General features: G+C 41.4%; 12 protein-coding genes and 1 tRNA gene. 8 read left to right on the forward strand and 5 right to left on the reverse strand.

Annotation, left to right across the window (positions count from 1 at the left end; translation table 11 throughout):
- Positions 1-3: 3 nt before the first annotated feature.
- Entirely contained in the window at positions 4-927 is a 924-nt protein-coding gene (locus DWZ67_RS00340; RefSeq protein ID WP_117749002.1) for a YihY/virulence factor BrkB family protein, read from the reverse strand.
- Between the two features lies 1 nt (position 928).
- The gene (locus DWZ67_RS00345; protein ID WP_044469252.1) at positions 929-2374 is read right to left on the reverse strand and encodes an alpha-amylase; all 1446 of its coding nucleotides are present in this window, start codon (positions 2372-2374) and stop codon (positions 929-931) included.
- A gap of 300 nt (positions 2375-2674) precedes the next feature.
- On the opposite strand from DWZ67_RS00345, the gene DWZ67_RS00350 reads away from it, so the two are divergent.
- Positions 2675-3748, forward strand: a complete 1074-nt coding sequence (locus tag DWZ67_RS00350; RefSeq protein WP_016272765.1) for a mechanosensitive ion channel family protein — start codon at positions 2675-2677, stop codon at positions 3746-3748.
- 158 nt (positions 3749-3906) lie between these two features.
- Here DWZ67_RS00350 and DWZ67_RS00355 read toward each other — a convergent pair whose 3' ends face one another.
- On the reverse strand, positions 3907-5193 hold the full coding sequence (locus tag DWZ67_RS00355; RefSeq protein WP_057281702.1) for a histidine-type phosphatase: 1287 nt from the start codon (positions 5191-5193) through the stop codon (positions 3907-3909).
- Positions 5194-5647: 454 nt separating this feature from the next.
- Between DWZ67_RS00355 and DWZ67_RS00360 the strand changes: the two genes are divergently transcribed.
- The 6 genes from DWZ67_RS00360 (at position 5648) to DWZ67_RS00385 (ending at position 8527) form a co-directional block, all read left to right on the forward strand.
- Positions 5648-5905: a GlsB/YeaQ/YmgE family stress response membrane protein gene (locus tag DWZ67_RS00360; protein WP_007665893.1), complete on the forward strand. Its 258-nt coding sequence runs from the start codon at positions 5648-5650 to the stop codon at positions 5903-5905.
- A gap of 29 nt (positions 5906-5934) precedes the next feature.
- Entirely contained in the window at positions 5935-6231 is a 297-nt protein-coding gene (locus tag DWZ67_RS00365) for a YtxH domain-containing protein (RefSeq protein ID WP_016272767.1), read from the forward strand.
- 83 nt (positions 6232-6314) lie between these two features.
- The gene (locus DWZ67_RS00370) at positions 6315-6587 is read left to right on the forward strand and encodes a hypothetical protein (RefSeq protein WP_016272768.1); all 273 of its coding nucleotides are present in this window, start codon (positions 6315-6317) and stop codon (positions 6585-6587) included.
- Positions 6588-6765: 178 nt separating this feature from the next.
- Positions 6766-7719 carry a manganese catalase family protein gene (locus DWZ67_RS00375; RefSeq protein ID WP_007665899.1) on the forward strand — a complete coding sequence of 318 codons (954 nt, stop codon included), beginning with the start codon at positions 6766-6768 and terminating at the stop codon, positions 7717-7719.
- 267 nt (positions 7720-7986) lie between these two features.
- Positions 7987-8277 (forward strand): hypothetical protein, encoded by a 291-nt coding sequence (locus DWZ67_RS00380; RefSeq protein ID WP_016272770.1) that lies wholly within the window; start codon positions 7987-7989, stop codon positions 8275-8277.
- 58 nt (positions 8278-8335) lie between these two features.
- A complete protein-coding gene (locus DWZ67_RS00385) occupies positions 8336-8527 on the forward strand; it encodes a hypothetical protein (protein WP_016272771.1) in 192 nt (63 codons plus the stop codon).
- A 293-nt stretch (positions 8528-8820) separates the two neighbouring features.
- Here DWZ67_RS00385 and DWZ67_RS00395 read toward each other — a convergent pair whose 3' ends face one another.
- Positions 8821-9927 (reverse strand): IS256 family transposase, encoded by a 1107-nt coding sequence (locus tag DWZ67_RS00395; protein ID WP_016272772.1) that lies wholly within the window; start codon positions 9925-9927, stop codon positions 8821-8823.
- A 239-nt stretch (positions 9928-10166) separates the two neighbouring features.
- Positions 10167-10251 (reverse strand) — tRNA-Ser (locus tag DWZ67_RS00400).
- A gap of 116 nt (positions 10252-10367) precedes the next feature.
- Here DWZ67_RS00400 and DWZ67_RS00405 point away from each other — a divergent pair.
- Positions 10368-12905: an endonuclease MutS2 gene (locus DWZ67_RS00405; protein ID WP_120137949.1), complete on the forward strand. Its 2538-nt coding sequence runs from the start codon at positions 10368-10370 to the stop codon at positions 12903-12905.
- Positions 12906-12909: the final 4 nt, after the last annotated feature.

The raw sequence follows: 12909 nt of genomic DNA on the forward strand, positions 1-12909 counted from the left end.
TTGTCAAGCCTCACGTACTTCAACTACTTTCGTTGCTACCGCATATTCATCTGGGAAAATTTTGCTTCCCATTTCATTAGCCCATGCTTTAGTGAACTCTGCACCTGCGTAGACAATAATAGCAGAATAATAAATCCATGTAATAAAAACAACCATGAATGCCGCTGCACCATAGATAGTTCCTACATTCGCAATTCCGATGTAAAAGGATATTCCCCATTGCCCTACCAACAATAATAGCGTTGTCACTACAGCTCCAATAAAAACATCCTTACTTTTTATTTTTGCATCAGGCAGAACCTTAAAAATCAATACAAAAATAATAACTGTAACACCTATGTTTAATATTTGTCCCACAACTTTCACAATAAACCCTGCCACTTCCGGATAGCTGGCCATAAACTTATTGCTCAAGTCTCCAATAATATTGGTTATACTAAATGTTATCAGAAGCACGAAAGCAAATACCAAAATTATCGAGAATGAAAGTAACCGATTCTGAATATATTTCAGCCAACTCTTCTTTGGCACGGCCTTTATTCCCCAAATCGAATTTAAGGAACTTTGTATTTCTGCAAAAATGGTAGTAGCACCAAATATAGAAATTCCCAGGCTAACAATAGCTGCAGATGCGGAAGAGTCCGTTCTTTCTGCATTTTCTATAATTAAGCGAAGTGCCCCAATTACCTCCGCTCCCACTATCGGTTCCCACTGAATATACAACTGATTAGCCAAATCCATATGCAAAGCTACCCCAATAGTAACTAAAAGAGAAAGAAAGGGGATAATTGAAAATAGTGTCGCATAAGCTAACGATCCGCTTAATCTAGTGACACTATCATCAATAAACCCTTGTCCGGTATCCTTTACAATCTTGATTAATAAGGATAGGCTTAACTTTTTCTTTCCTATGAATTGTTCCGTCATCTCATGCTTTTTTTACCCAAACAGCAAGATTACGCGCATCCACAGAGAACTCTCCATTTCCTTCTTTATCCAAAGTTACTTCATCCGGAATACTTCCGGTAATTTCGCACCACACTTCACCCGCATGTTCTTTCCCTAAACACATCGTTTTACTTCCCGCTTCATCATTCGAGATTAAAAATACCAAGCCTGAGTTAACATGTTCCCCATCTCCTGTACGAATAAAGCCTACGGTTGATGGATGGTCGAAATAATCAACTTGATCACCATACGCATACTTTTTCCTTGCATTCAATAGAATATCTATAATTTTAGTATGTGGCGATTTTTCTCCTTTCACCCCATAATAATCACCATAGAACAAACAGGGATAACCATCCTTCAGCAGAAAAATAAGACCATATGCCAATGGCTTGAACCAATCTTCAACCTGTGATTCCAAAGAACTTCCATGCTGCGAATCATGATTATCAACAAAAGTCACAGCAAGTTCACAATGGTGCTCCACTAAAGTATTCTTCAGAATATTCCGTAAATCATAATCTTTTCCTTCTTGTGATGCCTGAAACATATTATAATGTAACGGAACATCAAACAAGTTAACTTTATGCCCTACTGCTTCCAGATAATTATCCAATGTTTCCAAGTCACCGTTCCAATATTCTCCCACAGCATAGAAGTCATCACCTCTCTCACTTCTTACCGTATCCAGAAACTGTGCAACGAACTGATCTTTCATATGCTTAATTGCATCCAAACGCATTCCATCAAGATCAAGTTCATTTGAAACCCATTTGCCCCAACGATTCAGTTCGGCGACAACCTCAGGGTGATCTAGGTCAATATCATTACATAAAAGAAAATCGTAATTGCCATTCTCTCCATCTACACCATCACTCCAGGCTTTTCCTTCTCCTTGAATCTGAAATATACCACTTCGCTTTCGAGCATCATCAAATCCAGTCCCGGAAAAATGATAATAATGCCACTTAAAATCCGAATATTTATCTTTACGTCCATGAAAGCTATATCCGGTCCATCCTTGTATTTCATAAGATTTCCCCAAAGCTTTATTTCTTTGATCAGGATCTACTTCCACCACCATAAACTTTTCCGTAAAATCACCACCTGCTTTATGATTCAAAACGACATCCAGATATACAGCAATCTTATTTTTGTGAAGTTCATCAATCATCTCCTTCAATTCATCTTTCGTCCCGTATTTAGTCCTCACAGTTCCTTTTTGTTCAAACTCACCCAAATCATACAAATCATAAGTAGCATATCCTTCATCCTGCTGTTCATCTGCTTTATATGCAGGTGGTATCCAGATCGCTGTCACACCAATTTCATGTAGATGCGACGCATCCTCTTTCAACTGTTTCCACAACTTTCCGTCATTCGTAAGATTCCACTCAAAATACTGCATCATTACTCCATTTTCCATAACTATTTAATTTAAAATTGATGAGTAACTTAACAAAATAAATAATAAGATGGTTCCCACTATAAATGTAAATTATAGTTTAGTAAGAAAAAAGTATAACACAACATCACATTAAGCATTATAAAAACGCCTCCAAGGTTTTTAACCATCTCCAATAGAGTAATAAAAATTATCTTAATGTTTCTTTTCATATATATAATTTACTTGATTATGAATAGGATTTTTCCTTTATCCGTTTGTTTTTACATCATCCAAAATCAAGGATATTCCATAAAATGTTTAATTAAAAAATTTCCAGTTATGTTAGAAAGAGAAATCTGGGGAAATACTTTAGAAGACTGGGGTATTTCCATACTTATTATTTTAGGAACAATTGTTTTGATGAAGTTAATATCATTCTTCAGCAGAAAAGTACTCAATCCATTTATCACCCGTACCAATAATCGGCTGGATGATATAATTTATTATTCTTTAGAATCGCCCGTCAAGTTTGCAATTATGTTATTAGGTATTTGGATAGCTATTCACAGGCTTGTTTCTCCGGATAGTTTTGTAAAAGTAATAGATAATGCTTACAAGATACTGATTATTCTGGATATCACATGGATATTTGCCCGATTATCCAGTAGTTTATTGCAAATCTACTGGGGACGACAATCGGATGGACAAAACAACAAAATGATGCCCATTATCAGACGGACAATACTGGTCATTGTGTGGATAATCGGTCTTGTAATGGCCTTAAGTAATATTGGAGTCAATATTGGTGCATTATTAGGTACTCTGGGTATTGGAGGTATCGCATTTGCCTTAGCAGCCCAAGACACTGTAAAAAATGTGTTCGGCGCTTTCACTATATTGACAGATAAGCCTTTCAACATAGGTGATACGATTCGCGTGGATAATATCGAAGGTACTGTGATTGATGTTGGAGTTCGAAGTACAAAAATCATGGACTACAATAAACGTATCATCACTTTCCCTAATTATAAAGTTACAGATGCTTCTATCATAAATATCTCTTCCGAACCGATGCGTCGAGTCGTCTTGAAACTTGGATTGACATACAACACAACATCCGAAAAAATGAAAGAAGCTTTAAATATACTGAAAGCCATTCCTAAAAGAATAGAAAATGTATCTTCCAAACCATCAGATACCACAGCTGTTTTTACAGAATACACAGACTCTGCACTGAATATCATGTACATATATTTTATAGAAAAACAGGGAGATATTTTAATGGTAACTTCAAATGTAAATATGGAGATTCTAGACTCATTCAATAAAGCAGGCATTGATTTCGCATTCCCAACACGAACGATTTACGTTGAAAAGGATGAATTGGCTGATTTGGCAAAAGAGAAAAAATAGTACGCACACTTTATCCTCAAATCACCCCACTAATATAAATCCAATGTAACAAAAAAAATCCCGACGGTATATAATGATTTCTATACCGCCGGGATAATACAGATACTTTTTCAATTCTATCACACTCATACCACACCAATACTCAACCCATATCTACCTTATTTACAATCATCTGAAAAAGACTCAAGTACCTTTTTCGCCATTTCAACCCGTTTCTTTAAATACATGCAGACAGTTTCCCATCGATAATAAGGAAAACGGGAAGTTGAAACAGGAAGTGTCATTTCTTTTTCATTCAAAAGAAATGACACCCATATTTCTCGAGCCTTGTCATGATAAAAAATCCACTGTACATTAGCAGCCATCGGAGCAATCTCATAATCTTTCCAATATTTAGATACAGAATCAGGAACAACAACTTTAACATCCGTTCCTTCTATACCCATTAATGCTACAAAAGGAATAACTGTCTCTGCATGAGCAAAACGAAAGTTCGCCCTGGTATCCGACTTGCCCTTTATCACTTCATCAGCTGAATGAATAAATTCTGATAGCAGAGGCCATGCAATTGCAACAGGCAACATTCGCCCAATCGGCGAAGAACTTTTACTCATATATTGTCGCAAATTCTGAGTCTGCCAGTAATTATCCCATTCACCTATTGTGAAAAGACCATCCAAATTTATCGGAGTACCTGTATCTGGTAGTATGGCAGCAATGGAGAATAAAGCCATGACAAATTCCTCTGCCTCCTTATCTGTTTCCTGTCCTGATTCCAGAAAGAAGTTTTCCATAACAGAAGCAGAAGAAATCTTTCGTCGCACAAAAGTCTCGTATATAGGACGCCAATCACCATTTTCTTTATAATCAACATAAGATTGGTTTAAATCGAAGAAACGAAGAATATCATTATATTGCTTCCCTTCATTGCGTTGTATGTGTAAAGAAGAATTAAACTCTACCATACAAGCAAGAAATGCATCCATACTATGTATACAACGGGGAACATATGTCGCAATTGCCTGCACTTTGACAGAATCACTGAATAACTGTGGATAGCGTTCTATCATACGTCTGGCAATACCCCGTTGTTCCTCCTCTCCCACTACTGATAACTTCCCCCATTGTCCGTCAAAAGTTTCCGATAGATTCTGTATTGTAGAAAGCAAGGTTACCCCTCCTGATGTTAGCCTATTTTCCCGCTGAGCCAATTCCAGAATCTCCTTCACTCTATTCAAAGCCTTTCCTGAAGTTGGAAAACGCGCTCCATGTCTTCCCAAATGGTTAACATAAAACGGAACCATACTATCCTGAAAAAAAACAAACGAGTCTTTCACAATAGGATACGGCATGGCTGTCCCCGCGTATTGTTGTATCCTATCCTGTCCCCATAAGATGGAAACGGGGCAAAACATAAAAATTCCAATTAACAATAATCCTTTCATATCATAAATCTTATATGTGTAGATTATAACGATGAAAGAAGGATTATGTTTACTTATAAACGACTCTGAGAGAATTCAATACCATAGTATGAAGGCATCTTCGGTTGTTATACATCTTCAGCCAACGGCCATCAGAAAGAACGATATATGGAGTTATATCATTTATTATCAAAATATTAAGCCACAACTTTTATCTATTACAAGTTTGAAATATTGACTGCACGGCATAGTTACTTAGCAATAAAACACTACATGGGATAAACATATAAATAGTACTAATATAGCCAGCCAGCCTATTATTAAAATGAAAATTGTTGTTAAATCCTTTTTTTACACCCAAACCATTTTCTTACACAACATGTTTTTTTTCAAAACGGGACCGATGGTTTTCCGTCTGATATGATTCCTCAAACCATCTGTCCCAACAATATTATTTTAACTAAAACTTAATATTATGTATTTTATTTGGTACATTATCATTGGAATCGTTGCCGGACTCATAGCCGGCAAGATTATGAGAGGAGGCGGTTTCGGACTTCTCATTAACCTACTCGTAGGTATTGTAGGTGGCGTATTGGGTGGCTGGGTATTCGGCTTGTTGGGAATTACTACCACAGGCCTTCTGGGTAGCCTTTTCACCTCTGTTATCGGTGCAGTCCTATTATTGTGGATCATATCCTTCTTTCGTCATCCCAAGAGAACTGATATTTAAATTTTTATTAACCTAAACCCTTTTTGATTATGGAAACTAGTAAATCTAACTTTTTGATTGGGCTGGCAATAGGTTCGGCCATCGGAGCACTTGCTCAACGTTTTTCACGTACGGCAAAAGCCAAGATGCTAAAAAAGAAAATTCATAATGCCATGGCAAAGATTGCCGATCGCGCTGAAAGCCTTACAGAAACCGTGAGAGACAAAGCACTGGATGCAAGTACCAAAACCGCCGACAAGGTTGCAGATGCGACCTTTGACGTTGCCGAAAAGGCTGACACTCTGAAAAGTAAAGTCCATGCAGCTGCTTTAGAAGCCAAAAAATAGGCTACTATAACAAACAACTAAAATTACGGGATGTATTTTCAATGCTTCCCGATCCATTTCACCTGAATTAATGATTAATGAATATGAAATGGAACAATAAATGCCAATATACTCCCGCATCCCTGCGGGAAAAGAGTTATGAAGAACTGTACACGCTATGCCTGTCCGCCTATACAGAGGGCCGTACGGATGAGAGGAATAAAAGCTTGGAAGCGTATAGACTCAGGTGCAGCTGTCTGTTCGGAAACAAATGTATGGACTCTTCCCTTTCCGTGGGAGTGCGGAAAAGGATATGCGACGGAAATTGTCATTATATAAAGAAATATATGTCTGAACTGGACAAACTGGAGGAATAAAATTCATTTTCTCCGATCCTTTCTCATTTATATCTCTACCGACAACTTTACCCTCTTGACTTGATTGGACAAACCTCTTCCGGTCTGTACATACGGCCCGGCAAGGATATTCCTATCTTTAATATACAGATGTACATCTAAAATTAACCTGAATTATTAACTTAAAAATGAATCTGTTATGTTTTACCATGTAAAAGATCTTCAGTTCAATGCCCGTGTATCACAGCCGGATCCTCGTTTTGCTCGTGTGATGCTTGAGGCATTCGGAGGGGCCAACGGTGAGTTGAAATCCGCTCTACAGTACTTTGTACAGGCATTCAGTTGCCATAACCCCTACCCTGACAAATATGACATGCTCATGGATATTGCCACTGAGGAATTCGGCCATCTTGAAATCGTAGGTGCAACCATCCAGATGCTCCTCGGACCAGTAAACGGAGAAATGAAGGATGTATTGGAAGATACTCCTCTGCGTACCATGATGGGAGGAAAAGCAGGCAAAGAGGATCTTATCCACCAAGCCTTCACCAATCCTGCGTTTCTGGTAACAGCTCCCGGTAGTCCCGTACTGACCGATAGCAACGGGAACCCATGGTGTGCCACCTATGTATCGGCCAATGCTGACCTGACAGTGGACCTGCGTTCCAACATGGCGGGTGAAGCACGTGCCAAGATAGGTTACGAAAACCTTATCCCACTTACGGATGACCCACTTGTAAAAGAAACGCTCACATTCCTTATGACTCGCGAAGTGACCCATTTTCAACAGTTTGAGGCCGCTCTGGAAACTATTCAGCCTAACTTTCCTCCGGGAGTATTCCAAACATCCCCCCGATACAGTAACCTTTATTTTAATGATTCCAAAGGAAAGGAAGCCCGCGGACCATGGAACGAAGGCAAAAGTACGAGGCTCAAAGAAGAATGGCAATATATTGAGAATCCACTGGAGGAAGTCAGAAGTACTGACGGACTACTTCAACGTAAACCTAAAGGCACCAAACGTACGGAAAAGGAAGTACGCCAGACAGATGAAAAACTAGCCAAGGAACGGAGCAGCGAGATACTCTCCCATATCCCTAAAGGAGAAATGCGTTGGTGTGAATATGGAAATGCTAAGAACGGAAACAAATAAGACTTCCAGTTCTACTATTGTTTAACTTAAAAACTAAATTTTATGACAACAAAGAACGAAAAAAAACAGATGGAAGCAAAGGGTGGCAAAAAGTGTACCCAAAGCAAAGCTAAAGAAAGTAAGCCTGCTGCTTCAAACAAAAAATCGGAAAAGAAATAACTTGATCTTCCGACAGTATGAAGTCTAAATCTTCATCCCGGTGGAGAACTGGTTTCTCCACCGGAAATCCTAAAGCATATTGTATAACAAGCAAAAATAGAGAACTATATGAAAAAGATAATGTTTATCACACTGACAATTTTATTTGCACTGTCCGCATCATCCTGTCGGGACAAAAAAGAACAGAACCGGACAGAACAGCAGATTGAAAATGCAAAAGAAAACGTAAATGACGCATTAGACAAGGCCTCTAACAAAATAGAGGATGGTGCCGACAAAGTTAAAGATGCCTGGAAAGAAACCAAGAAAGACGTGCAACAAGGTACAGAAAAGGTAAAAAAAGAAATAAAAAAGGATTATAACAAAGCTAAAGATGAAGTAAAAAAGCAGCTTGATTAAGACTGCCATATAAGCCTTTATATCTCGATTTACTATCTCTCATTTAATTTATACAGGTATGAATATTCTTGCTATTTGGGTCGTTGGAATAGTTCTGACTATAAGATGCGCCTGGGAAATAGGTTGCCTGAGAATACCGAAAGAAAAAAAACTTATGGCAATCCTGCTGGTAGTCCTTACAAGCTGGATAGGAGCATTCCTCTATACTTTCTTCTTTAAAGAGAAGGTAGGAGCATGGCTAAACAGGTAATGACGAAAACCAAATTGGTAAGATATTCGGGTGTTTAAAGTTCTAATAAGAAAAGGACAGTGCGTGATGCATAGTCCTTTTGAAAATATGGCAAAAAAAGAATACTTGGATATGTTTATTTGATACAGTTTTAAGTTGTTATTTGACTGTAAACAGATTAAAAAGAATACACATGAAGTGTACACTGCGGGGGCGTAAAATAAACTGTGTCATGCGGCGTTTTCTTCCAAGCTCATCGGTCGGGGATCGGCCAGCGCCAAGGGGGTGCACCAGCACTCCCGACGAGCGTAAAGTTACAACAATTTAAATCTGTCTCCAAACTTTATCGCTAATTGTTGTGCGATGGCCGCCCGGTTGGCTATGGGCATGGTCCATTTCTTACGTATGTTGCGGTAAGCGAGATAAACCAACTTTTCAAGGGCGGTGTCGTTAGGGAACACGCCCTTGTTTTTTGTCACTTTCCGCACTTGGCGGTGATAGCCCTCGACTGTATTCGTGGTATAAATCATACGTCGTATATCCGACGTAAACTGGAAGTATTCAGTAAGCCTTTCCCAGTTATCCTGCCAAGACTTGATAACGATAGGGTATTTCTCACCCCATTTTTCTTCCAGATTAAGAAGTCCTGTCGCAGCGGATTCCTTATTTACCGCACCATAGACATGTTTCAGATCCCTCATGAACTCTTTTTGGTGCTTGCTGCCGACATACTTGACGGAGTTACGTATCTGATGGAAAATACAGAGCTGGACAATAGTATCAGGAAACACACTTTGGATAGCATCTGGGAAGCCTTTCAATCCGTCAACACAAGCTATGAGTATGTCACAGACACCACGGGTCTGCAAGTCTGTCAATACATTCAGCCAGAAGTTAGCGCCCTCATTCTTAGAGATATACATCCCTAACAGATCCTTATGTCCCTCGCTGTCCAGAGCCAGTACATTGTAAATCGCACGGGTTACGGCACAGCCTCTCTCGTCCATTACCTTATAATGGATGGCATCCATCCAGACTATCGGATAAACGCTCTCTAGGCTACGGGAACGCCATGCCTTTATTTCCGGAAGTACACGATCGGTGATGGCGCTAATCGTCTCGGCAGACACACGATTACCCAAGTTCTCCTCCATCCAGTCACTTATCTCACGTGTGCTGTTTCCCAAAGCATAAAGTCCGATGATGCGCTCTGCAACACCTTCCGCAAGAATGGTTTCACGCTTCTTTTCCAGAACCTTTCCTTTTGCCGCACTCCAGAATTCCGGAAGAATTGTTTTCTTCACTGAAGCATCAACCCGCACTCCATTCACTGTAATTCTCATCATTATCGGAGCCTCACCGTTCCGATTCAATTTCGTCCTACGAATGTAGAACAATAGACAAAATGTTGTTCTTTCCATCTTACTTGTTTTTTAATCACAAAACTAAATTTCCAAGAGCAACAAGTAAAGACACAAAACACTGATAAACAATCAATTATTTACTTAACAGGTGTACCTAACATTGAAGGTAATCAAGTACACCGAATAGTACACCGAAAGAATGCTTTGATATGCTTATTTTTGCTATGCACCAAAAACAAAAATCCCCGTAAAGTATTAATTTACAGGGATTTTCTTTGTTTTGCAATTCTTTTCAGCGGAGAGACAGGGATTCGAACCCCGGGTGCCTCGCAGCACAACGGTTTTCAAGACCGCCGCAATCGACCACTCTGCCACCTCTCCTAAAACTTCCTTTTCGGGAAGTGCTTTCCTCTTTAAAGCGGTGCAAAGGTACAAATCATTTTTAATTCTGCAAACTTCCTTTCTCTTTTTTCATGAATTAATAGTACTTTTGCACCATGATATATCCGCAGAACTTTGAACAGAAAATAGGTTTCGACCAAATACGCCAATTGCTGAAAGAAAAATGCCTCAGTACACTTGGCGAAGAACGGGTGATGGACATGGCATTCTCCGACCACTTTGGAGAGGTAGAGGAGCGTTTGGACCAAGTCACTGAATTTGTACGCATACTCCAAGAAGAAGACAACTTCCCGGCACAATACTTTTTTGATGTACGCCCGTCACTGAAACGCATACGCGTGGAAGGCATGTATCTGGATGAACAAGAGCTCTTTGACCTACGCCGTTCACTGGAAACCATACGTGATATTGTACGTTTCCTACAGAAAAGCGACGATGATGAGGAAGAGGGCGCTTCCCCCTACCCTTGTCTGAAAAGATTGGCAGGAGACATCACCGTTTTCCCACAGCTCATAGCAAAAATAAACGGCATCCTCTCTCCTTACGGAAAAATCAAGGACAATGCCTCTACAGAGTTGGCACGCATCCGCCGGGAACTGGCAAGTACTATGGGAAGTATCTCCCGCTCACTGAACAGTATTCTACGAAATGCCCAGTCCGAGGGCGTTGTGGACAAAGATGTAACGCCCACCATGCGTGACGGCCGTCTGGTCATTCCCGTTGCACCAGCACTGAAACGGAAAATACGCGGTATTGTACACGACGAGTCGGCCAGTGGTAAAACCGTATTCATCGAGCCTGCCGAAGTAGTGGAAGCCAACAATCGCATACGAGAACTTGAAGGTGACGAACGCAGAGAAATTATCCGCATCCTGACGGACTTCTCCAACCAGCTGCGCCCCTCCATCTCCGACGTACTGCTATCATACGAGTTCCTTGCCGAAATAGACTTCATACGTGCCAAAGCATTGTTTGCCGAGCAAATATCCGGACTGAAACCGGCTCTCGAAAACAAACAACTGCTGGACTGGACAATGGCGGTACACCCACTCTTGCAACTTTCTCTCGCCAAACATGGCAAAAAAGTCGTACCGCTTGACATCGAACTGAATGAAAAGCAACGTATCCTCATTATCTCCGGTCCGAACGCAGGCGGCAAGTCTGTCTGCCTAAAGACAGTAGGCTTATTACAATACATGCTGCAATCCGGACTACTCATCCCGATGCACGAACGCAGTCATGCCGGAATATTCAGCAGCATATTCATTGACATCGGTGACGAGCAGTCCATTGAAGATGATTTGAGTACCTACTCCTCCCACCTTACGAACATGAAAATCATGATGAAAAACTGCAATGAACGGAGCCTCATCCTGATTGATGAATTCGGTGGTGGAACAGAACCCCAGATAGGAGGCGCCATCGCCGAAGCCGTATTGAAACGCTTCAACCAAAAACAGACGTTCGGTGTCATCACCACACACTACCAGAACCTGAAGCATTTTGCCGAAGACCACGAAGGTGTAGTGAATGGCGCCATGCTCTACGACCGCCATCTGATGCAGGCACTGTTCCAACTACAGATAGGCAATCCGGGCAGTTCGTTCGCTGTGGAGATTGCCCGCAAGATAGGTCTGCCGGAAGATGTCATCGCCGATGCCTCGGAAATTGTGGGCAGCGAATACATCAACGCCGATAAGTACCTGCAGGACATTGTGCGCGACAAACGCTATTGGGAAGGCAAACGCCAGACAATACGCCAGCGTGAAAAGCACATGGAAGAGACCATCGAGCGTTATCAGACCGAAATCGAAGATTTGCAGAAATCCCGGAAGGATATTCTGCGCAAAGCGAAAGAAGAGGTGGAGCAACTGATGCAGGAAGCCAATGCACGCATCGAGAACACCATACGCTCCATCAAAGAAGCCCAGGCAGAAAAAGAAAAGACACGCCAGGCCCGCCAGGAGTTGACGGACTTCCGCGAATCAATGGAAGCGCTTGCCAACAAGGAACTGGAAGAAAAAATTGCCCGCAAGATGGAAAAGCTGAAAGAAAAGCAGAACCGGAAAAAGGAAAAGAAAGCAGGCAATGGAAAAGAGAACGGACCGTCTGCCCAGGCTTTGGCAGAACAGCAGGCGCGGAAAGAAGCGGAACGCCTCGCGGCAATCGTCCCCGGCTGCAACGTCAGAATAAAGGGACAGACCTCTGTGGGCGAGGTAATGGAAGTGAACGGCAAGAATGCGATTATCGCGTTCGGCAGCATCAAGACTACCGTCAAGCTGGACAGGCTGGAACGCACCAACGCGCAGCCCAAACAAGCTGACGTGTCCGCCAAAAGCACTTTCATCAGCGTCCAGACCCAAGACAGCATGTATGAGAAGAAACTACATTTCAAGCAAGACATTGATGTCCGTGGCATGCGTGGCGACGAAGCGCTGCAAGCCGTCACCTATTTCATTGATGATGCTATCCTCGTCGGCATGTCGCGTGTGCGTATCCTTCACGGAACAGGAACGGGTATCCTGCGCACGCTTATCCGCCAATATCTGGAAACCGTTCCCGGAGTGCGCCACTTTGCCGACGAACATATACAGTTCGGCGGAGCAGGCATTACCGTAGTAGACTTGAGTTAATGGA

This window comes from Bacteroides sp. AF34-31BH, from assembly GCF_003602795.1.
Lineage (GTDB): Bacteria > Bacteroidota > Bacteroidia > Bacteroidales > Bacteroidaceae > Bacteroides > Bacteroides uniformis.

What these genes read in the sequence shown, in the direction of transcription:
- DWZ67_RS00340 (WP_117749002.1), bottom strand. Translation starts at nt 927, where the DNA reads ATGACGGAACAATTCATAGGAAAGAAAAAGTTAAGCCTATCCTTATTA.
- DWZ67_RS00345 (WP_044469252.1), bottom strand. Translation starts at nt 2,374, where the DNA reads ATGGAAAATGGAGTAATGATGCAGTATTTTGAGTGGAATCTTACGAAT.
- DWZ67_RS00350 (WP_016272765.1), top strand. Translation starts at nt 2,675, where the DNA reads ATGTTAGAAAGAGAAATCTGGGGAAATACTTTAGAAGACTGGGGTATT.
- DWZ67_RS00355 (WP_057281702.1), bottom strand. Translation starts at nt 5,193, where the DNA reads ATGAAAGGATTATTGTTAATTGGAATTTTTATGTTTTGCCCCGTTTCC.
- DWZ67_RS00360 (WP_007665893.1), top strand. Translation starts at nt 5,648, where the DNA reads ATGTATTTTATTTGGTACATTATCATTGGAATCGTTGCCGGACTCATA.
- DWZ67_RS00365 (WP_016272767.1), top strand. Translation starts at nt 5,935, where the DNA reads ATGGAAACTAGTAAATCTAACTTTTTGATTGGGCTGGCAATAGGTTCG.
- DWZ67_RS00370 (WP_016272768.1), top strand. Translation starts at nt 6,315, where the DNA reads ATGAAATGGAACAATAAATGCCAATATACTCCCGCATCCCTGCGGGAA.
- DWZ67_RS00375 (WP_007665899.1), top strand. Translation starts at nt 6,766, where the DNA reads ATGTTTTACCATGTAAAAGATCTTCAGTTCAATGCCCGTGTATCACAG.
- DWZ67_RS00380 (WP_016272770.1), top strand. Translation starts at nt 7,987, where the DNA reads ATGAAAAAGATAATGTTTATCACACTGACAATTTTATTTGCACTGTCC.
- DWZ67_RS00385 (WP_016272771.1), top strand. Translation starts at nt 8,336, where the DNA reads ATGAATATTCTTGCTATTTGGGTCGTTGGAATAGTTCTGACTATAAGA.
- DWZ67_RS00395 (WP_016272772.1), bottom strand. Translation starts at nt 9,927, where the DNA reads ATGGAAAGAACAACATTTTGTCTATTGTTCTACATTCGTAGGACGAAA.
- DWZ67_RS00405 (WP_120137949.1), top strand. Translation starts at nt 10,368, where the DNA reads ATGATATATCCGCAGAACTTTGAACAGAAAATAGGTTTCGACCAAATA.